Genomic DNA, 19,865 nt, shown 5'->3' with positions numbered 1-19,865 from the left:
GCAATACAAGAGGTTCAACAAATCAGGCGAATTTGGAGTAAGTCCTCCCAAGTTAACCCTTTTTGAATTATACCGAGAGCTACCGCAGGAACTTTTTTCGTCGTAAAATGGCTGCGAACAAAGTTATGAACCATCCAGAAAATATCTAGCACTCGCTGTAATCCCACAACAGATTTAGCATAAGTATTTGTTCGACGACGAAAGGCGGCTAAATAGCGTCGTAGAGAACTATTAAATGCCTCAACGTGGTTGGCATGAACATCCTTGTCTTCTGGTTTTTCTGTTGTCTCAGGATGTTCAGTTTTCGGAGTTTCTACTTTCTCTAGTTTACCCTCAGAATCTCGACGTTTACTACTCTTATTTTTTAATCTTACCACCATACCCTTCGGTAATACTTTGGTGGGACGACCTCGCTTCCCAGTCCTTAATACTTCGTGACAAATATTAAATAGCAGTTGACTATATCGCTTTTCTCCATCTGTAAATAACTGGAGAGATTCTGCACTCCTTTCAAATAATTCCGCTACCGTCATCATTGCTTCTAGAAATAATTTCTGCTCTTTTTTACCACATTTTAAATGCCAAATAAAGCGGCTAGCCCTGTCCATGAGCACGATTGTCCACCCCTCAGAGGCACTTGCTTCTTTATTTTTTCCAACTTTTGTGTATAGTTCATCCCCTTCTATTACTAATTTAACAAATTCATTCACTAAGGCGTATAAAAATAATGTCTCTTGTAATCCTGATAATTTCTTTTCCCAATTCAATATTGTTGTTTTTGCGTAGCCGAATACTCGGGCTGCTGCATTTAATCCTATTCCTTCCATTCTGGCTTTTAATACTTTTACAATTTCACTTAATGGGGTTTCTAAGCCAGCGATTACGCTACCATAAGTCTCAGCAAAACAAGAACCACATTCTTGACAGATGAACATTTTACGTTCCCCGTTACCTTTCGTTTGGTAATGAGAATGTATTTTTACTTTTTCACTATAGCAATGAGGGCAGTTTTTCTGAAATAAGGCTTCCTCTTTCTCTTGAGGTAAGCCAATATCACTTAGGAGGTCAATTGAGCTTTTATTCAATGTTGACATTGCTTTCCGTTTTCCCTTTCTTTAATATAATGACAATAATAATAGTATAACAAAAACGGGAATATGTCCAGTCGTAAGTTATTTTCTATTTTCTCAAACTCTTACACCATAACTTTTTCTAGCTTTGATCACACGATACCAGTACCGAGAAATACTCTGTGCCATCTAGCGGAATTAGTAATTGCTTGTCTAACACCTCATACCGAGTCAATATTCCTCTGGTCTTTAGTAGTTGATAAATGTCACTAAACACCACAAATAACGAATTGGCTTTGATTTTATCCAGGATATTGCGGATTTGATTGTCACTAGGTATTTTGATGGCACCGAATAGAGTTTGAAGATTATCCCTACCGTTGCGACTATGCAGTTGTCTTTGATGTTCTAGGAATGATTCACATTGCATTAGAAACAGGCTGAAACCACCTAGTACCGCATCTTTTAGGCTGTAGGTTGTATTTGGACTGGGTTGGCGAGGGTCTTTCATTTTCTCTATACTTGCTACCAAGTACGCTATCAGACCAGTCATACTGATTATTCCTTGCATCTTTTCTTCCTCTCTGGCTACCTTGTTGTCCTTTCCCATTATCCTTTTTTTCTACAACCCTTACCTCGCCTTAAATTTAGAATTGCTGGTCGAGGAGATAAGCTGTCATCACTCTAAGTGGATATAAGGTAGAATATATAGACGGGTGTGACCTTTAGTTGATGAAGGAAAAGAAAAGTGTTAACATGAGATGAAAAGTGACAAAGAGGAAACAATGATGACAGCAAAACTAATTAATGTAGAGGGTTCAAAGATAAAATAGAACTAACATTAGAACTCAGTCGTTCAATGTTGGATACAGAAATAAATATTCAAAAAGGCTTAAACGAAGTAGGTTGCATCGCCAGCAAAGAAGCCTTGAAATATTTAGATACAGATGGTTCACCCTTAAAAATCGGTGAAGAAATCTGGAAGAGTAAGGGAGAGCAACCGAAAGAATATCAAACACCTTATGGTGAGGTTATAGTGAATCGTCATGTATATCAGCGTTCAGTAGGAGGAAAAACGTATTGCCCCTTAGAAAGAGAAGCAAGGATAATCATAACATCAACGCCATTATTGGCAAAACAGGTATCCTCAAAAATGTCAGGGATGGCAGGCAAAGAGGTGAAAAATGATTTATTAGAAAATCATGGTAGAAAAGTAGCGCTATCCTATATCCAAAGATTGAGTGAAGCAGTAGGAAGTGTGGTACAGGCAAAAGAAGAAGCGTGGAGTTATGCCCCGCCCAAGGAGGATAGCCAAATTGCAACAGTGGGAATAGGATTAGATGGAACCTGTATGCTGATGTGTGAGGATGGCTACCGTGAAGCAATGGTGGGAACCGTTTCCCTATACGATAGTGAAGGCGAACGTCAACCTACAATCTATCTAGGTGCGGCACCAGAGTATGGAAAAAAGAGTTTTCTAGAAAGATTAGAAAGAGAAATTGAGCGAGCGAAAAACCGTTATCCAGAGGCAACATTGGTCGGGATAGCAGACGGGGCAGAATCAAATTGGAAGTTTTTAGAAAAGCAAACGGAAGAACAGATATTAGATTTCTATCATGCCTCTGGTTACTTAGGTGCCTTGGCAGAAGCGTTGCATCCGAATACCGTGTCAAAACAAAAAGAATGGTTGACTGAAAATTGTCGAGAACTCAAGCATGAAAAAGGAAAAGCAGGAGAACTGCTAAATCTGATGAAAGAAGTCAAAGAAGAAAAAAGTCATTCTAAGAATCTTACCGAGAAACTACAAGCGGCGATTACTTATTACGAGAATCATCAGCATCAAATGGATTATGCTGAATACATAGAGAAAAAGTATCCGATTGGTTCAGGTGTTACGGAAGCAGCTTGTAAGACGTTGGTCAAACAACGATTATGTTGTTCAGGGATGCGATGGAAGGAAAAAGGAGCAGGAATTATTTTGAGCCTACGAGCTTTGGTATTGACCAAGGAACGATGGAGTCAATTTTGGGCAAAACTTGATCAATATGGGTTCCCTGTAGAACCCTGATTACAACAGCTTTTATCAACTAAAGGTCGCACCCACTCAAACGGGCTTAAAGCAACACGGATAAACTCTTCTAGAATAACTGAATGATTTGCCTGTACAAACAATTTTGAATTAGGATGCACAACCCAATTCTTACGGAGCAAAAACTTAGCAAAAGTAGAATCATCCTCCACAGTTGAGGACATTTCAAACATCAAGCTAGCTCCTTGATTCCAATGAGGTTCTGCTTGACCAAAAAGAACTCTTGGATTAGCTATATTTTGATCTGTTACAAAGCATGATATTACAACTACACCCAAAGACTTCAATGATTCTATAACGGGTAATGGATTACCGTCTGTTGGTTCTCCATCCGAAAGAATAAATAAAATTGGAGTAGTATTTTTATCTCGAATTGCCAACTCCCGTTCAAAGCGTTTAGAAACTTCAGTCAAACCTTCTTTCATGGGAGTGCTGCCAAAAATTAGCTCCTCGGCATTCTCAAAAGCATTTTCGCTATCTTTCCAAAGGTGAGTAACCTCTTCAATAGATAAAGTCGTATCACCTACATTGTCAATTTCTTTTTCGAGACGAGACTTGACTTCAAGCAAAATTTTTCTTCGTATTTCAGTCTCGGCACTGGCTTGAACAGTACTAGAAACTTGATTGACTAAGCCACCAAAACCATACTGTCTAGCCAAATCACCTAATCCCTCATAGCCACTATATTTTTCCTGTGAAGAACGAATATATCTCTGTTTAATTTCTTCTATCTCTTCTTTCGTAATTACATTTTGTCCTGCTTTTATAAGCGAGAACAAATCACAAACGCTTATCGTACGAAGCCCAAAACCGTATGAGAATAAATCAATAGATGTCTGTATTTCTTTTGCACGGCTTCCATCAACACGATTTTTGGCTTCAGCCAACAAATTGTCAAGTGATTGCCTGAAACTCTCTAATCTGCTTAGTTGACCACCAGTATTATTCCTTATACTACCAGCCATTGAACCCGATAGATCAATAGCTAGTCCAACAAGTGCCTTAGCTTCACTAAAATGTACAGACCCACTGGGAGGAAGTGATACAATTTCAGAATCCCTAGGGTCATTGGCACTATAAGTTCTGCCTTTTTTTAGGATTTTAGAAACAAACTGTGTGTTTTTGGCGGCTAAGTTGACAGTCCGACAACCTTCATTATAGGCAAAATCTATCCCACGCTTTGCACCAATTGCGTCATAGAATCCTCTAGAAAACTCTATAGCAGCCTCATCACTAATTGAACGGGTGTGACCTTTAGTTGATGAAGGAAAAGAAAAGTGTTAACATGGGATGAAAAGTGACAAAGAGGAAACAATGATGACAGCAAAACTAATTAATGTAGAGGGTTCAAAGATAAAAATAGAACTAACATTAGAACTCAGTCGTTCAATGTTGGATACAGAAATAAATATTCAAAAAGGCTTAAACGAAGTAGGTTGCATCGCCAGCAAAGAAGCCTTGAAATATTTAGATACAGATGGTTCACCCTTAAAAATCGGTGAAGAAATCTGGAAGAGTAAGGGAGAGCAACCGAAAGAATATCAAACACCTTATGGTGAGGTTATAGTGAATCGTCATGTATATCAGCGTTCACCTTTGAGGAAAAACGTATTGCCCCTTAGAAAGAGAAGCAAGGATAATCATAACATCAACGCCATTATTGGCAAAACAGGTATCCTCAAAAATGTCAGGGATGGCAGGCAAAGAGGTGAAAAATGATTTATTAGAAAATCATGGTAGAAAAGTAGCGCTATCCTATATCCAAAGATTGAGTGAAGCAGTAGGAAGTGTGGTACAGGCAAAAGAAGAAGCGTGGAGTTATGCCCCGCCCAAGGAGGATAGCCAAATTGCAACAGTGGGAATAGGATTAGATGGAACCTGTATGCTGATGTGTGAGGATGGCTACCGTGAAGCAATGGTGGGAACCGTTTCCCTATACGATAGTGAAGGCGAACGTCAACCTACAATCTATCTAGGTGCGGCACCAGAGTATGGAAAAAAGAGTTTTCTAGAAAGATTAGAAAGAGAAATTGAGCGAGCGAAAAACCGTTATCCAGAGGCAACATTGGTCGGGATAGCAGACGGGGCAGAATCAAATTGGAAGTTTTTAGAAAAGCAAACGGAAGAACAGATATTAGATTTCTATCATGCCTCTGGTTACTTAGGTGCCTTGGCAGAAGCGTTGCATCCGAATACCGTGTCAAAACAAAAAGAATGGTTGACTGAAAATTGTCGAGAACTCAAGCATGAAAAAGGAAAAGCAGGAGAACTGCTAAATCTGATGAAAGAAGTCAAAGAAGAAAAAAGTCATTCTAAGAATCTTACCGAGAAACTACAAGCGGCGATTACTTATTACGAGAATCATCAGCATCAAATGGATTATGCTGAATACTTAGAGAAAAAGTATCCGATTGGTTCAGGTGTTACGGAAGCAGCTTGTAAGACGTTGGTCAAACAACGATTATGTTGTTCAGGGATGCGATGGAAGGAAAAAGGAGCAGGAATTATTTTGAGCCTACGAGCTTTGGTATTGACCAAGGAACGATGGAGTCAATTTTGGGCAAAACTTGATCAATATGGGTTCCCTGTAGAACCCTGATTACAACAGCTTTTATCAACTAAAGGTCGCACCCAATTGAACCCTCCATTCCGATTGTGAAGGGTATCCCAAGAGACATAAGCTCGCCTTGAGAAATTGAATAACAGGCATTTAAAATTACACATTGAATAGATTTATATGCTTGAAATAAATCTGCAAGAGCTTGCTGTGGAGGTACATATATTCCACCAGCGTCATCCTCTAACACCAGTCCAGAGCCAGTTCCATGCCCAGATATGTGGACGATCTGAAAATCTTCATCTAGCAAAGATCGACGTAGATCATGAACTGTCGTAGCGTGCCTAATAGTTAAAGATATATCGTTACGATATCGACTAAGGCGAATAGATTCACGAATTACCCTATCTTCTGTACTAAGTCTTAGGGGGCTTGTACCACGAGGATTAGCAAAGACGACTAAGACATTGATCTGTGATGTATTCATTATTGACCTCGTGGTGTAGGCTCTAAAATTTCTTGATCTTGATTTAACGGGCTGAGGATGATTTGAATAAATTCCTCTAGAACCCTGGAGTGGTTCAACTGAACAAACATTTTGGCTTGTGAGTTAATAACCCACCCTTTTTTTAACAGAAATCTAGAAAAATGTGATTTTTCTTCAATCTCGGATGCCATCTCAAACATCAAGCAAGCATTATTATTCCAACTTGGATTTGGTTGATTGAATAGTATTTGTGGATCAATAATATCTTTGTTGTCAATTAGACAGCAGATAATACTCACACCCATTGCCTTAATCTCCCTAGCAATCAAGAGAGGATTTCCATCTGTCGGTTCGCCATCAGATAGTAGAAATAAAACCAAATCTCGTTTATCCTTATGTCCTAACAACTCTTTCCTAAATCGCTCTTTCACGACCTTGAGTGCTTGACACATTGGTGTGCCACCATAAATCATGTCCTCAAAATTTTGGAGGAAAATATCGCTTTGGCTCCAAGTATCTGCAACTTCACCGATTGAGAGTGTTGTATTTCCAATAGAATCAAGTTTTTGTCTTATGCGTTGACTAACCCTCTGACGAATTTCTTCTTGTGTAGAAATCTTAGCTTTTACACCACGCTGCCTTATTAGTTCTACTGCAAAACCTTCAGCTTTTTTTAACTGTGCTGTTATACCTGATGATATACCTGACTTTTCCCGTTAAGTCCAAAATCCAGCAATGCAAACTTCTAGAGGCTTTATCTGGCAAGGGTTTGAGTAATGATTCTCTTGACAGGAAAAAAATATTCTGAAGCCATCATCCCGCTTATCGTTCAAATTTCAAAAACAAAGGATGAAGGGAGTATGAGACTGTAAAATGGAGAAAATCTTAAAGGGCAGGTCAAAAAATGTTGGAATGGTGGACAAAAAACTTTGCCAGTTGTGAATTGGGAGACGAGAGGCTAAACAATCGTGCCTTCTCGATTGGGAAAAAGTTAAGTGAGGGGTTTGGAAAAGCCTTATCAGAAGTGTTTAAGGGAGGAAACGAGTTAAAGAGGGCCTATGAATTTTTGGGAATCCGAAAACAGACTTTGTCAAGATAATAGAGCCGCACTGTGAAATGACAACTGCCGCCGTAGAAGAATATAAGATAATGCTATCAGTCGGAGATACGACCTTCTTAGATTATCGCAATATCAAGGAAAAAAGGGAAGGGTATGGGCCGACTGGAAAAGGAGGGAATGGATTAATACTGCATAGTGCTTTAGCAATTGAGCCAGAAAAAGGACAAGTATTAGGTTTATTATGGCAAAAACTGTGGAATAGGGAGGTAAAAGAAAAGCCCCCAACAGATGAAACGGCGAAGCAGAAAAAAGAAAGACAGAAAGAACAAAGAAAAGCAGCTCGTCAAAGACCATTTGAGGAAAAAGAATCCTACAAATGGGTAGAGGCTCTAAACACCTGTGAGAAACAGGTAGAAAGTTCAACGAGGGTAATTCATGTATTTGACAGAGAAGGAGATGTTTCAGAAGTCTTTGACTCAGTGCGTCAACTCAAGCATACAGGAGTGCTGGTCAGAGCGTCTCATAATCGTAGTTTAGACAAAAATAGTGAACGACTTTGGCAACATTTGGAATCAGAACCGATTCGTTTTCATCAAGAAATCGAGATTCCGAGTACAGGAAAAAGAAAAGCACGGAAGGTTAAGCTTGCCGTCCGATTTTGCTCAGTTAATCTACGAACTCCCTATCGTTTTGATAATCGTGACCCGTTGAATGTCTATGCTGTTTATGCGACAGAAATCGATTGTCCCGAAGGCGAAACTCCTTTATCTTGGATGCTTCTGACTACAGAAGTTGTTGAGACTATTGAGATGGCTGTCACTATTCTTCGTTGGTACACCTACCGATGGCGGGTTGAAGAATTTCATAAAGTCCTTAAGTCTGGTTGTCAGAGTGAGCGTTATCGACTTGCCTCTGATGGAATGAAAACTCTTTTGGGTTTTTTAAGTGTCATTGCTGTTGAACTTTTACACGTTACTTATCTTCATCGTACCCAGCCCGATGCTCTCGCGATTGAAATTCTTAATCCTCTTCAACTTCAGGTGTTAAAAGCAGCCGCCTCTCAAAAACTTCCCCCTATTTTGACTGTTGCTTGGGCTGTCGAGTCTGTTGCTTTTCTTGGTGGTTATCTTGAACATCGTCGTAAAACTCCTCTCGGTATCCAAGTCCTTTGGCGCGGTTGGTTGAAGTTGCATGACCTTTGCCAAGGCTGGCAGCTTGCAATCCGCACTTAACGGGAAAAGTCAGGATGATATACCAGTTACCTCACCAACGAACGCAGGTGTATTACTAATAAAACTAGCTGCTCCTCCTAAACCTATATTATTCAAAACCTTTGAAACTCCTTGTGCAGCATTTGAAGCTCCTTGTGCTAATTGAGCAGCTAAACCTCCAGGAAGATAACTTGCCATTTTTGACGCATTGTCAGAATTACGCAACTGATCTACCAAGGCTTGAGCCTGTTCATAGGTAAAGATATCTCTAGCCCATTCACCCCATCCGTCCCTGCCATAACCTCTTGCAATAAGTTCTAGATCTCGAAATGGATCTTGAGAAAGACTGCGACGTGATTCAGAAGCTCGATTTTGCTCCTCTTGATGCTCTTGATGTTTAGATTCTTGTATACCTGTATCTCCCATCTTCATTAGAGCAAGTAGATCGGCAACCTCTATAACTTTGTCCTTAAGCCCAAAGCAATAAACAAACAGATCAATTAATGCACTATTTTTTTCTCTGTCTGGTCTAGATCTTAGGACACTACGAGCCTCATCAAGAAGACGATTCAGCGCCCTTTGAAAGCTCTCAAACCTAGAAAGCTCTCCATCTGCTTCGTTACGAATACTGGTTTCCATTGATCCAGATACATCTACAACCAATCCAACCAAAGTTTTAGTCTCTTGCATAATACTCAATTAATAACAAGCTACAAACAACCGACATCATCGTTAACCTGAGCGATATAACTATGTATTATACGCAAAGTTTCCATATATCATGATCGCCAGAAAGTTTCCACACAACGCTCCAAATGAGAGCGATCGCCGGACTAATCCATTCAAGGAAAAGCCTAATCTCCAAAAATCATATCACTAAATACTTGGTATTAAGGTACAAGCATATACAATTCTTTACAAAACTCTCAACAGTCAACCCCCTGTCAACCATGATAGAGCTACAGTTGAGTCATGATTGTGGTAAATAACTTTTGTATTGATTTTCCAGTTGAGATGGATTCAGCGATCGCGTCCAGTATTCGACTAAAGCATGACCAAAAGCGTAGGCATTGCGATCAGGCGTAGCAACATTATCGAGAAGTAATGGCCAAAGAGAAAGCAGATTAAAGCTTAAAGAAGTTGTCGTCTGATCATTAAGTAAATTGAAAAGATCATAGGCCATCTGAAGTTTGCCAATCACTAAAGGCAGTTGCTCAATCGGAATTTTTTCAGCCAGTAAATAGGCTAAAGTAGGGGAACCAGTAGTTAGACTAGAGATAAACTGTAGAACCGGACTTTTTAACAAGGCGGTTAATCCCTGGGTTGTCGTCATCTGAAAACTATAATGATCAATAATCTGGGCGGCGGCGATGGTTCGGGCTTCTAAATTGTCTAAAAAGCGGGCTAATCGAATCTGTTTAGCAGGAGCGATCGCGGCCAAAAGAGCAAGAGAAAGATCATCAATGCCCCATTCCTGTCGTCCTAAATCAGGATCACGAGTAACAATCGGTAAAACTCGTTCACAAACATTCCCTAACTGTTCAACACGATACTGAACAGCTTCTCGAATCGATTGTTCCTTAGTCTTCATGCCCCATTGCCAATCGTAGGGAGGTTGCCACTCTCGAAATGGCCGTAGTTTATCCACTTGACTAACAAGAACAAAAACAGGTAAATCGGGTATTTGTTGATAGATATCATTGAGAAAATCCGCATCCATTTGTAAAGCAGGGTCAAGAGCAGGATTTAATAACAATAATAGATCGGCAGTTTGAGCATAATCTAAAAGGCGTTGTCGCAGATCAGAACGCTGAGTTTGTTCATAACCAGGACTATCCCAAATAGTGAGACTTTCTCCTGTTGCTATTTGCCACTGATATTTCTGTAAATCTTCTGTATTCGGTAAAAGATCGGTTTGAATAAATTGGGATTGAAAAAGCGTATTAATTAAACTACTTTTGCCGGCTCCCGTTCGTCCGACTAAAAGCAAATTGACCGGTTTAATCTCTAGGGTTTCAGGCGATTCAGCCTCTAATAGTAGTTCCCGTAAAGTTTGGGTCGAAGCTTTGGCAATAGTCGGAGTGGAAGATTGAAAAGGAGAAGATTGAAAAATAGCGGCGGGTAGTTGATTCCCACTATAGAGCGCGATCGCTTGCCGACTAAGATTTTTGAGGGCTGCTTCTCGCAGTAATTGGCTCAAATTACCGACTAATTGTTGGGTTGCCTGATCACTAGAATTCTGACTTAATTGACGAGCCAAGGCAACAGCAGGATTTAATAACCATTGGGCCCAATTCCACAATTGCCAAGCTTTGCGAAGAGAGGGTTCAACTTTTTGATAAATTTCGTAGGATTGATAGGCTTGAGCGAGGGTAACTTGGTTCAGGACAGGAGCTAATTTTTGCAACCAAAGATCAAGAGCATCCACTGTTCCTCGAATCAGTCCGTAGGCTTGGGGAATATAAATATTGAGCAGAGGATATTTAACTTCTGGATGATAGCAATGGGCCACGGCTATTACAACTTCCTGACAACGTTGGCCAAAGGTAGGCCAATCTTCCCAAAAAGGTTTATCCTGTTGACTGTTTTTGAGAATCGTTTGTAAGTTATTTTCTAAGACTAATAAGCGTTGATCTTCCTTCTGATTATCCGTTAAGGGAACTAGCGTTGTTTGCTCTAATTCTGTAACCGCCTCGGCGAGGGAATCAGGAAGCGATCGCGTCCATTTTACCAATAACCAACGCCAGCCAACCAGAATGATAGTAAAAATTGCCCAGAGCCAACTTAAACCCCATTGATGAATTTGCCAACTGGCTGCAAAGAGGATGAAAAGGACTAAAACGGCGATCGGTAAACTGAGAATGAACCACTGTAAGCGGGTTAAAAGAGGAGTTTGTAAGAGCTTTGTATTCATTTAGTTAAATTAGATGGTCAAGAATCATTGAATAGCAGAATTTCCCTTGCTTTCCTATCCAAATTACTACAAAAATCTAGAAGACAGCCGCGATCGCCGCTTGATGACATGGTTGGTTAAATAGTGATCCTAGACAAGCTAGAATCAAGCTAGAATCTAGACAATTTAAAAGAGTTCAGAGAAAGACTCAGAATATACAGTCCCTTGGGGAAATCGCTTTTGGTCGGACTGTACCCTCACCCAAATATTGCTCCAAATCCAGCAATTCTAAATTTGAAAAATCAGGAGGAATTAGTGGCGGGTAGAGGGTCAAATGGCTCAAGCATAAAATCAAGAAGGTGTTGCCAGCTATCAAAGACAAAATAGGTAGTAAGAGTGCGTAAATGGGAAAAAAAGCATCTTCGAGCCCCTAAAAGTAGTCGGATACGTTGGTAGGACTCATCTAAAAGCTGTAAAACGGTGTGAAACAAGAAAGCCAGTAAATTTAAGGTGAGCAAAAAGGTAGCAAGATGGTGGTCACCATGTCCAAAATTGTGTTCTAGATGGTAGCCCTGAGTCTTAAGAGTATTATGGTTCTCATTTTCGGTTTTCCAACGAGAGCGAGCGACACTGACTAACTCAACAATGTTATCGGCTTGGGGAAAAAGGTCGGTAATCCAATCGTTGTGAAAGAGAACCTGACCATCAGAACGGCGAGTAACAGTAACCTCGAACCAATGAGTATTGAGGGCGGCGGAACCATCTCTTAGGGGCAAGTGATAAGTCCAACGATAATGATAATCATGCCAATCGCGACCATGACGACGACGCTCATGGAAAGAGTAAACCTCTCCAATCTTCTCGGCATAGTCCAAAAACTCATAAAGAGTGGGGTGAGATTCAGGCAAACAGACAAAGAGATAGTGAAAGTGGTTTTGAAGAGCCTCTTCGCACATCGGTTGACGACTATAGAGGTCATCCCCCAATCATAGTAACGCTGAACGGGTCAAAAAATTCTCGATGTCTGTGGAGCCAACGTTTTGCCGCTGCTACCTCACAGTCTTGTTTCTCGTGACCATCTTGAGGGGTAATAAATTCAGGGTCAAGACTAATTACCGCTTTTTGCTGAGGTGAGACAATTACCGGTAAGATTGCCGAATGAAAGTAAGTCACTGTCCCGTTTTTATGGGTTCGATGGGAACATTGCTCACAGTGAATATTTTGAGAGGAGAAATACTCTGTGCCATCTAGCGGAATTAGTAATTGCTTGTCTAACACCTCATACCGAGTCAATATTCCTCTGGTCTTTAGTATACTGAACACGGTCACAAGTTGCGAATTTTAAAAATAAGAGATAATATAGTAAAAATAGAAAAAGTAGTCAAGAGGCTGAGAAATGATTAAGTTAGAATTTACGGAAGAAGACAAAAGACTGTTGTCTTACGGTCGGTTTAATCACCCGCATCCTAGAGTACAGCTAAAGATGGAAGTTTTATGGTTAAAAAGTCAGGGATTATCTCATCAAAAAATTGCTCAATTCGCAGGAGTTTCAGTAAATACGGTGACAAGCTATATCCGTGATTATCAAGAGGGCGGGATAGAAAAACTAAAAGAAATAAAATTTAATCGCCCGAAAAGCGAGTTAACAGAGCATCAAGGGACAATTGAGGCATATTTTGAGTCAAATCCACCAGCAACAATAAATGAAGCAGTAAAAAGAATAGAAGAATTAACGGGAATAAAAAGAAGTCCAACGCAAGTCAGAAAATTTTTAAAGTCAATAGGAATGAGGTGTCTAAAGGTGGGAACAATTCCATCAAAAGCAGATGTAGAAGCTCAGGATAGCTATAGAGAAAAAGAGCTAGAACCAAGGCTAGAAGAGGCAAAAGCAGGAAAAAGGGCAGTTTTCTTTGTAGATGCCTCTGATTTTGTAATGGGAGCATTTGTAAATTTTATATGGTGCTTCAAGAGGATTTTTATTAAGTCACCATCAGGGAGAAAACGTTTTAATGTGTTAGGAGCATTAAATGCAATTACCCATGAAGTAATTATGGTAACGAACAGTTCTTATATTACGGGAACTCAGGTTTGTGAACTCCTAGAAAAGATAGCAGAATTAGGACTATTAATACCGATTACATTGGTATTAGACAATGCTCGTTATCAAAAATGCCGAATTGTGCAGGAGTTGGCAGAATCATTAGGAATAGAGTTACTGTACTTACCTCCTTATTCTCCTAACTTGAATTTAATTGAAAGACTGTGGAAGTTTGTGAAAAAGAAGTGTTTATACGCAAAATATTATGAAGATTTTACGCAGTTTTCTGCAGCAATTTCAGGATGTCTTGAAGATGCTAACGTAAAATATAAGGAGGAGCTTGATTCTTTGCTCACCTTACGATTTCAACGCTTTGATAAATCTCAGATTATGAACGTTTGAAGTATAGTTGATAAATGTCACTAAACACCACAAATAACGAATTGGCTTTGATTTTATCCAGGATATTGCGGATTTGATTGTCACTAGGTATTTTGATGGCACCGAATAGAGTTTGAAGATTATCCCTACCGTTGCGACTATGCAGTTGTCTCTGATGTTCTAGGAATGATTCACATTGCATTAGAAACAGGCTGAAACCACCTAGTACCGCATCTTTTAGGCTGTAGGTTGTATTTGGACTGGGTTGGCGAGGGTCTTTCATTTTCTCTATACTTGCTACCAAGTACGCTATCAGACCAGTCATACTGATTGTTCCTTGCATCTTTTCTTCCTCTCTGGCTACCTTGTTGTCCTTTCCCATTATCCTTTTTTTCTACAACCCTTACCCATCCTTAAATTTAGAATTGCTGGTTCTGAGAGCAGCAATTCTAAATTCAAACGGTAACATAGGATACAGACACGATCTTGTTTTTATGGATACAAGAGATATTGACCTAATCTCTGAGTTTTTTTGCATTCCCTCCTCGAATCTCGGTCTCTTAGAGAGTCAATAACCTGCAAACAAACTTGATCAATCACTAAATAGAGCATTACATTGATTCTAAATATTGGCATTAAACCCCTTGACCGTAAGCACTTCAGGGATTTTGTATCTTTAGCTACATTCTGAATTTGGAATTGCTGTTCTGATTGCTTCATACAATTCCGCCCCCTTTTTACTAAGCGTGGGTCTCCAAATGCTTTTCCTTTTGCCTGTTCAGCGTGAATGAGTATCGGGTTGGTCATTTTTCAGTCCTCTTTTTAGTGGTTTTTCCCTTTTTCTAGTTTACACTCGACTTGTGTGTACACAGTAGATGCTTGACGGAGGACATTACCCAATCTGTTCTCATCGCTGACGTTTCTAAGCCGATGGGATGATAATAATAGAGAGAGCTACATGATTTTGATTAGGGCAAACTTATTCTCTGATTCAATAATGCAATGCCCGAAAAATAAAACGAAAAATACGATGACCAAAATTCTTATTATCGAAGACCAACCTGATGTTCGGGAAAATATTCAGGCAATTCTCGATCTGGAAGACTACGAAACTTTGACTGCGGCTGATGGCCTCATTGGTGTGGAGTTAGCCCAACAGTTTTTGCCGGATCTCATTCTTTGTGATGTGATGATGCCACGATTAGATGGTTTTGGAGTTTTAAAAGAACTGCGTCAATTACCTGCTACGGGCAGCATTCCCTTTATTTTTTTGACAGCCAAGGCCGATCGCACCGATCTCCGTCACGGCATGGAATCAGGAGCCGATGATTACTTGACAAAACCTTTCACTCTGGAAGAATTGCTCAATGCGATCGCGGTTCGTCTAGCTAGACAGGTTACGGTTAATCAGGCTGCCCACCAAGAGATGGATCAACTCCGCCAAAATATTACACGGGCTTTACCTCACGAACTCCTAACCCCTCTCAACGGCATTCTGGGCACAACAGAAATTTTGAGAGATTTTTACGATTCGATGAACAAGGCGGAAATCCTATCTTCAATCAAGGATATTCAGGATTCGGGCAAAAGACTCTATCGCCTTGTCCAAAATTTCCTCCTTTTTGCAGAATTACAACTATTAGAGGAGAATCCTGAACGGATTCAGGTTTGGAAATACCGCCTTGCTCAAAAAACCGAAACCAGCGAAATTATCCAAGAGCTTGCCCAAGAGCTTGCAGAACAAGGAAATCGCCTAATCGATTTGCCTCTAGACATTGAAAATACCACCATTGATATGGCAGATCAGGACTTCCGTAAAGTCGTAGAGGAGATGATTGATAACGCCTTTAAATTTTCTTCAGATGGCACACCTGTCAAGATTCGGAGCTATTGTCAGGGCGATCGCTTTTGCCTAGAGATTCAGGATCAAGGACGCGGGATGACTTCTCAACAGATTGATGAGATTGGAGCCTATATGCAATTTGACCGTAAACTCTACGAACAACAGGGAGCGGGGTTGGGTCTGATACTGGCAAAACGGATTACCCAACTCTATAGCGGCAATTTCGCGATCACCAGTACGCCACACAAAGGTACAACTATTCACTTAAGTTGGACTTGCACCCCAGTCTAATTCCTTAAAGCCAAACATAACTGCCGAAAATCATCTCCCCGATGTTCAAAACTTTGATACTGATCGAAACTGGCACAGGCTGGGGATAAAAGAACGACTTTAGCCGCTTTTTGAGGAGCTAATTCCAACCCTCGCTTAACGGCCCGTGCCATCGTTTCAACGATCTCGTAATCTGAATAACCATGAAATTGCAAACGTTCAGCAAACAAAGGAGCCGCTTCTCCAATTAATAAAACCGTCGCTGCTTTCTTACGAATTTGGGCAATCCACTGATGATCATCTCCCTCTTTGGCTTCCCCTCCCGCAATTAAGATAGCCGGAGCTTTAACGGATGCTAAACCCACTTCTGCGGCATCGTAATTAGTCGCTTTGCTATCATTAATAAACTCAATTCCATTAATTGTACAGACCGGCTCTAAACGGTGGGGAACACCAGTAAAATTGAGGAGCGCGTTAGTAATCGCTTTTTTCTCAATACCGGCCAATCGAGCCGCTGCCACTGCCACCAATAAGTTTTGTTGGTTATGGCTGCCTGGCATTTTAAATAAATTAATAGGGAGAATTAATTCCCCCAGAGCCGATACCCAATTATCTTCTAGATAAACGCCTTTTCTCGGTTCACAGAGCAGACCTTCTTTGCCTTTGACACTTGTCCAATGGGCTTCGGGCCAATGATTTCGTCCGACCTGAAATAAATGGGGATCGTCACCATTAAAAACCTGAAGCTCGGAACGTTTCAGTAAAGAAGCCTTGATATTGTAGTAATTTTCTAAGGTTTTATGCCGATTGAGATGATCGGGAGTAAAGGTTGTCCAGAGTCCGATTTTGGGAGCTAACTGATAGGAAGATTCAATTTGATAACTGCTAATTTCTGCAATAATCCAGTCAAAGCGTTGATTTTGCAGCACAAGTTCGCAGGCCGCGTAGCCAATATTACCGCAGGCCGGAGCATTGTATCCTGCGGCTTGAAAAATCGCATTTATGAGGGCTGTTGTGGTTGTTTTACCATTGGTTCCGGTAATGCCGATCCAGGGGGTTCCCTGCAAATATCGCCAGGCCAATTCTAATTCGCCAATTACTTCAACCCCTTGTGCTCTCGCTTGAACTAGGATCGGTAAATCCCAGGGAACACCAGGGCTAACCACAATCAGCTTAGGCAAATCATCAGTTTCGAGGGTAAAGGCATGGCCTAAGTTGAGTGTAATCCCTTCGGCCGCTAGGGGTTGACCTAAGGTTTGTAAGTTTTCATGATTAGCGCGATCGCTGAGACTAACATCCCATCCATCCCGTTTTAAGACTCTGGCCGCCGCCATTCCTGAACGCCCCAAACCGATAATACAAGCTTTAGCCATCCTAATTTTTTGCTGCTCTTAATTTTTAGTTTCTCTAGACAGAATACCCTATCTGAGTTCGAGATTGACTAACAGAAAGTGATTGCGATCTTTAAAAATAAAAGGCCAGGTAAAGAGAGAACTTTTAATCTTCTCTACTACCAGACCTTAAATAATGCTTCTTACGCCGAGTAATAACTCAAACGCCAATAAAGCTTGATTCTTTAAAATGTTACAATCAACTACTACTAAGACTTAGTAACGATTGTTCCGACGGCCACCGCCACCGCCGCCGCCGCCACCGCGATCTTCACGTTCTTTAGCTTTGTTAACTTTTAAGGAACGACCCATCCATTCAGCCCCATCTAAGGCTGAGATAGCAGAATCTTCTTCAGTGAGAGAGTTCATTTCGACAAATGCAAAACCCCGCAAGCGGCCAGTTTCACGATCCGTGGGTAGGTGAACCCGTTTAACGGAACCGTAATCAGTGAATACGGATTTGAGGTCATCTTCAGTGACCTCGTAGGAAAGGTTGCCTATATAAATCGACATAGATTGTCTCCGTTGAGAGTAGGGAATGTAGAGAGCGAACGTTCGGAGAGAATCTTGCCAAGGCTGACCGGGAAAGACCTGTCAATGCGTGGAACCAAATTTGCTACCGATACAGAATTGTCTCGGCTTTCACTATAGCATACAAATCTCTGGGAATGGTTGAAATAGTTTGAATAAGATACGTTAAGCAATTAAGTCCAGATTTTTGCAAGCTGATGGGTAATACGAGCGGCGGCCCCTGGTTTACCTAGCCGGTGAAAGCCATTTTCCTGAATTTGTTTTAGCTGAGTAGAATTGCTTAGGATTTTGGGCAGTATGGCAGCAATTTGTTGGGGGGTTTCTAACAGAATGACTGAGGGGCCTAAAAGATAGCTTTGTTGACGAGCAAAGTGGGGGGTAAATTGGGGCCCAATGCCAGGAAAACTAAAAACAGGCTTGCCTAAACCGACGAATTGTTCAGTTGCCGTTCCAGCCATGGCGATCGCCGTTTGGGATTGATGCAAACAATCGGCGTAGGCCCCTTGGCAAAGAACAAGTTTATTAACTCCCCGTTGAAAACCTAAAGCCTGGGGATCATGCACGGGCAATTCAGGCTGGGATAAACACTGCCAACCCTGGGAATATAAACGATCTTGAAAGGGATCAAGGGATAAATGGGGGGCGATCGCAGCTAAAAAACACCATGCTTGATTCTGGTGGGACACGATAAGCTCTTGAACGGCCTGGAGAATCAGTTCCCAATTGTGAAAAGCTTCCGGGGGACGGGAACCGGGCAAGAGAAGAATCTTCTGAGGTTGAGGGGGTTCGGTGACAGAGGGGAGCCATGTCGGTAGATCCAAACCATCCATCATGGGATTGCCCAGGGCCAAAGCAGGAATAGAAAAGGATTGCAAAATTTGACTAGTTAACTCATCCCTCGGAAAAACGGCCCGACAATGGGGACGATTCATTAACCACCGTTCCCAGGGAAAATAAACCGAGCCAAACTGTCGTGTTAACCAGGAGCTTGGGGCTAACCAACCCTTTTCGTCCCGTACATAGTATTCCGATTTGGCTGTGCCCACAAATGTGTATTCTGCACCGCTTAACCAGGCGAAAAATAAAGGCACAATATCTCCCACTGCCAAAATCTTCCCGCCCGACTTGGCCCAATCGCGAATCAGATTATATTGTTTGCCGGTTAATGAGATTAAGCCCCCTTGCAGATCGCGCCAGAGTTGACGACTATCCATATAAATGAAGCCTCCTGAGGGCATGACTTGAGTTGCTCCCAGAATTGATACCGGCAAATGAGCGTAGGCATGACCTTCTCCCACTAAGGGCAAAACGGCTAATTCCCAGCTTGCTGGTGATGACTGATTGGCGGCCAGCAACTGTTCGACAATCCGAGCGGCGATCGCATCTTCTCCGTGGCCATTACTAAGGATCAGAAGTTTTATCATAATTGAGACGGATTTAACCAGACCTTGAGGGCTGTTGACGGGGATAGCGCACTTGACAGGGATGGCCCCAGGCAACTTGAGCAGAATCAATACTCTTTAAAACCGTACTTCTCACCCCAATGACCGTATTGGCCCCAATCTCAACTCCTGGCCCAATAAAACAGTCCGCAGCAATCCAAACCCCATTACCAATGGTGATTGCGGCCAGTTTAAGACCAAAAGCGGGGTCAGAAAAATCGTGACTAGCGGAACAGAGGTAGGATTTCTGTGAAATCACACACTGACGACCAATGCGAATCCAGTCCAGGCTATAAATAACGACATCATCGCCAATCCAACTATCGTCACCAATTTCGACCTTCCAAGGATAGGTGAAACGAGCCGTAGGACGAATTTTAACCCTTTTACCAATCTTGGCTCCAAATAAGCGCAACAAGCCATTTCTGACCCCATGACCAAAATGCAGGCTCAGGGGAAAAGCGATCGCCTGCACAAACCACCAGAGGAGAATCAACCCATTAGGCCGCCCCCGCTCGAACCAGGACTGATCATATTGACGCAGATCAATCCAGGGTTCTTGATCCAAAATAATGGGGGAAGGTGAATTCAAGGTCATGGTT

Annotated in this window: 18 protein-coding genes and 2 pseudogenes; 6 read left to right on the top strand and 14 right to left on the bottom strand. The window is 41.4% G+C overall.

What is annotated here, in order from left to right; all coding sequences use genetic code 11:
- Window positions 1–14: 14 nt before the first annotated feature.
- Window positions 15–1,094: an IS1 family transposase gene (locus tag KA717_39440; GenBank protein UXE61356.1), complete on the bottom strand. Its 1,080-nt coding sequence runs from the start codon at window positions 1,092–1,094 to the stop codon at window positions 15–17.
- Between the two features lie 118 nt (window positions 1,095–1,212).
- The gene (locus tag KA717_39435) at window positions 1,213–1,680 is read right to left on the bottom strand and encodes a hypothetical protein (protein UXE61355.1); all 468 of its coding nucleotides are present in this window, start codon (window positions 1,678–1,680) and stop codon (window positions 1,213–1,215) included.
- Window positions 1,681–1,858: 178 nt separating this feature from the next.
- Between KA717_39435 and KA717_39430 the strand changes: the two are divergent.
- Window positions 1,859–3,138 (top strand): annotated as a pseudogene (locus KA717_39430) (ISKra4 family transposase).
- On the opposite strand, the gene KA717_39425 reads toward KA717_39430, so the two are convergent.
- Window positions 3,111–4,049 (bottom strand): VWA domain-containing protein, encoded by a 939-nt coding sequence (locus KA717_39425; protein ID UXE61354.1) that lies wholly within the window; start codon window positions 4,047–4,049, stop codon window positions 3,111–3,113. The pseudogene KA717_39430 and the gene KA717_39425 overlap by 28 nt on opposite strands.
- A 427-nt stretch (window positions 4,050–4,476) precedes the next feature.
- On the opposite strand from KA717_39425, the pseudogene KA717_39420 reads away from it, so the two are divergent.
- Window positions 4,477–5,758, top strand: a pseudogene (locus tag KA717_39420) (ISKra4 family transposase).
- Between the two features lie 19 nt (window positions 5,759–5,777).
- Here the strand turns inward: KA717_39420 and KA717_39415 are convergent.
- Both KA717_39415 and KA717_39410 read right to left on the bottom strand, forming a co-directional pair.
- Window positions 5,778–6,203 (bottom strand): CHAT domain-containing protein, encoded by a 426-nt coding sequence (locus tag KA717_39415; protein ID UXE61353.1) that lies wholly within the window; start codon window positions 6,201–6,203, stop codon window positions 5,778–5,780.
- Window positions 6,203–6,676: a VWA domain-containing protein gene (locus KA717_39410; protein UXE61352.1), complete on the bottom strand. Its 474-nt coding sequence runs from the start codon at window positions 6,674–6,676 to the stop codon at window positions 6,203–6,205. The genes KA717_39415 and KA717_39410 overlap by 1 nt, the downstream gene beginning before the upstream one ends.
- A 431-nt stretch (window positions 6,677–7,107) precedes the next feature.
- Between KA717_39410 and KA717_39405 the strand changes: the two genes are divergently transcribed.
- Entirely contained in the window at window positions 7,108–7,302 is a 195-nt protein-coding gene (locus KA717_39405; protein UXE61351.1) for a transposase, read from the top strand.
- A gap of 17 nt (window positions 7,303–7,319) precedes the next feature.
- Entirely contained in the window at window positions 7,320–8,495 is a 1,176-nt protein-coding gene (locus KA717_39400; protein ID UXE61350.1) for an IS4 family transposase, read from the top strand.
- A 9-nt stretch (window positions 8,496–8,504) separates the two neighbouring features.
- On the opposite strand, the gene KA717_39395 is transcribed toward KA717_39400, so the two are convergent.
- The 4 genes from KA717_39395 to KA717_39380 all read right to left on the bottom strand — a co-directional run bounded on the left by KA717_39395 (window position 8,505) and on the right by KA717_39380 (window position 12,696).
- Window positions 8,505–9,173 carry a hypothetical protein gene (locus KA717_39395; GenBank protein ID UXE61349.1) on the bottom strand — a complete coding sequence of 223 codons (669 nt, stop codon included), beginning with the start codon at window positions 9,171–9,173 and terminating at the stop codon, window positions 8,505–8,507.
- 271 nt (window positions 9,174–9,444) lie between these two features.
- Window positions 9,445–11,388 carry a 50S ribosome-binding GTPase gene (locus tag KA717_39390; GenBank protein UXE61348.1) on the bottom strand — a complete coding sequence of 648 codons (1,944 nt, stop codon included), beginning with the start codon at window positions 11,386–11,388 and terminating at the stop codon, window positions 9,445–9,447.
- A gap of 281 nt (window positions 11,389–11,669) precedes the next feature.
- Entirely contained in the window at window positions 11,670–12,353 is a 684-nt protein-coding gene (locus KA717_39385; GenBank protein UXE61347.1) for a hypothetical protein, read from the bottom strand.
- On the bottom strand, window positions 12,343–12,696 hold the full coding sequence (locus KA717_39380; GenBank protein UXE61346.1) for a hypothetical protein: 354 nt from the start codon (window positions 12,694–12,696) through the stop codon (window positions 12,343–12,345). The genes KA717_39385 and KA717_39380 overlap by 11 nt, the downstream gene beginning before the upstream one ends.
- A gap of 67 nt (window positions 12,697–12,763) precedes the next feature.
- Between KA717_39380 and KA717_39375 the strand changes: the two genes are divergently transcribed.
- The gene (locus KA717_39375) at window positions 12,764–13,807 is read left to right on the top strand and encodes an IS630 family transposase (GenBank protein UXE61345.1); all 1,044 of its coding nucleotides are present in this window, start codon (window positions 12,764–12,766) and stop codon (window positions 13,805–13,807) included.
- Here the strand turns inward: KA717_39375 and KA717_39370 are convergent.
- Window positions 13,794–14,168 (bottom strand): hypothetical protein, encoded by a 375-nt coding sequence (locus KA717_39370; GenBank protein UXE61344.1) that lies wholly within the window; start codon window positions 14,166–14,168, stop codon window positions 13,794–13,796. The two genes, KA717_39375 and KA717_39370, sit on opposite strands and share 14 nt — an antisense overlap.
- Before the next feature lie 648 nt (window positions 14,169–14,816).
- Here KA717_39370 and KA717_39365 point away from each other — a divergent pair.
- Window positions 14,817–15,920, top strand: coding sequence for a response regulator (locus tag KA717_39365; GenBank protein UXE61343.1), 1,104 nt, complete (start codon window positions 14,817–14,819; stop codon window positions 15,918–15,920).
- Here the strand turns inward: KA717_39365 and murD are convergent.
- From murD to hpsU, 4 genes are all read right to left on the bottom strand, one after another.
- Window positions 15,917–17,272, bottom strand: a complete 1,356-nt coding sequence (gene murD / locus KA717_39360) for a UDP-N-acetylmuramoyl-L-alanine--D-glutamate ligase (protein ID UXE61342.1) — start codon at window positions 17,270–17,272, stop codon at window positions 15,917–15,919. The two genes, KA717_39365 and murD, sit on opposite strands and share 4 nt — an antisense overlap.
- Window positions 17,273–17,506: 234 nt before the next feature.
- Complete coding sequence (locus tag KA717_39355; protein UXE61341.1) at window positions 17,507–17,803, bottom strand: RNA-binding protein; 297 nt, start codon at window positions 17,801–17,803, stop codon at window positions 17,507–17,509.
- Window positions 17,804–17,994: 191 nt separating this feature from the next.
- On the bottom strand, window positions 17,995–19,245 hold the full coding sequence (locus tag KA717_39350) for a lipid-A-disaccharide synthase-related protein (protein ID UXE61340.1): 1,251 nt from the start codon (window positions 19,243–19,245) through the stop codon (window positions 17,995–17,997).
- Between the two features lie 13 nt (window positions 19,246–19,258).
- Window positions 19,259–19,861: a hormogonium polysaccharide biosynthesis acetyltransferase HpsU gene (gene hpsU / locus KA717_39345; protein UXE61339.1), complete on the bottom strand. Its 603-nt coding sequence runs from the start codon at window positions 19,859–19,861 to the stop codon at window positions 19,259–19,261.
- Between the last annotated feature and the right edge of the window lie 4 nt (window positions 19,862–19,865).

Origin of the sequence: Woronichinia naegeliana WA131, from assembly GCA_025370055.1 — a bacterium.
Taxonomy (GTDB): Bacteria; Cyanobacteriota; Cyanobacteriia; order Cyanobacteriales; family Microcystaceae; genus Woronichinia; species Woronichinia naegeliana.
The sequence above is the reverse complement of the archived record's forward strand: the minus strand, read 5'-3'. Positions and strand labels throughout refer to the sequence as shown.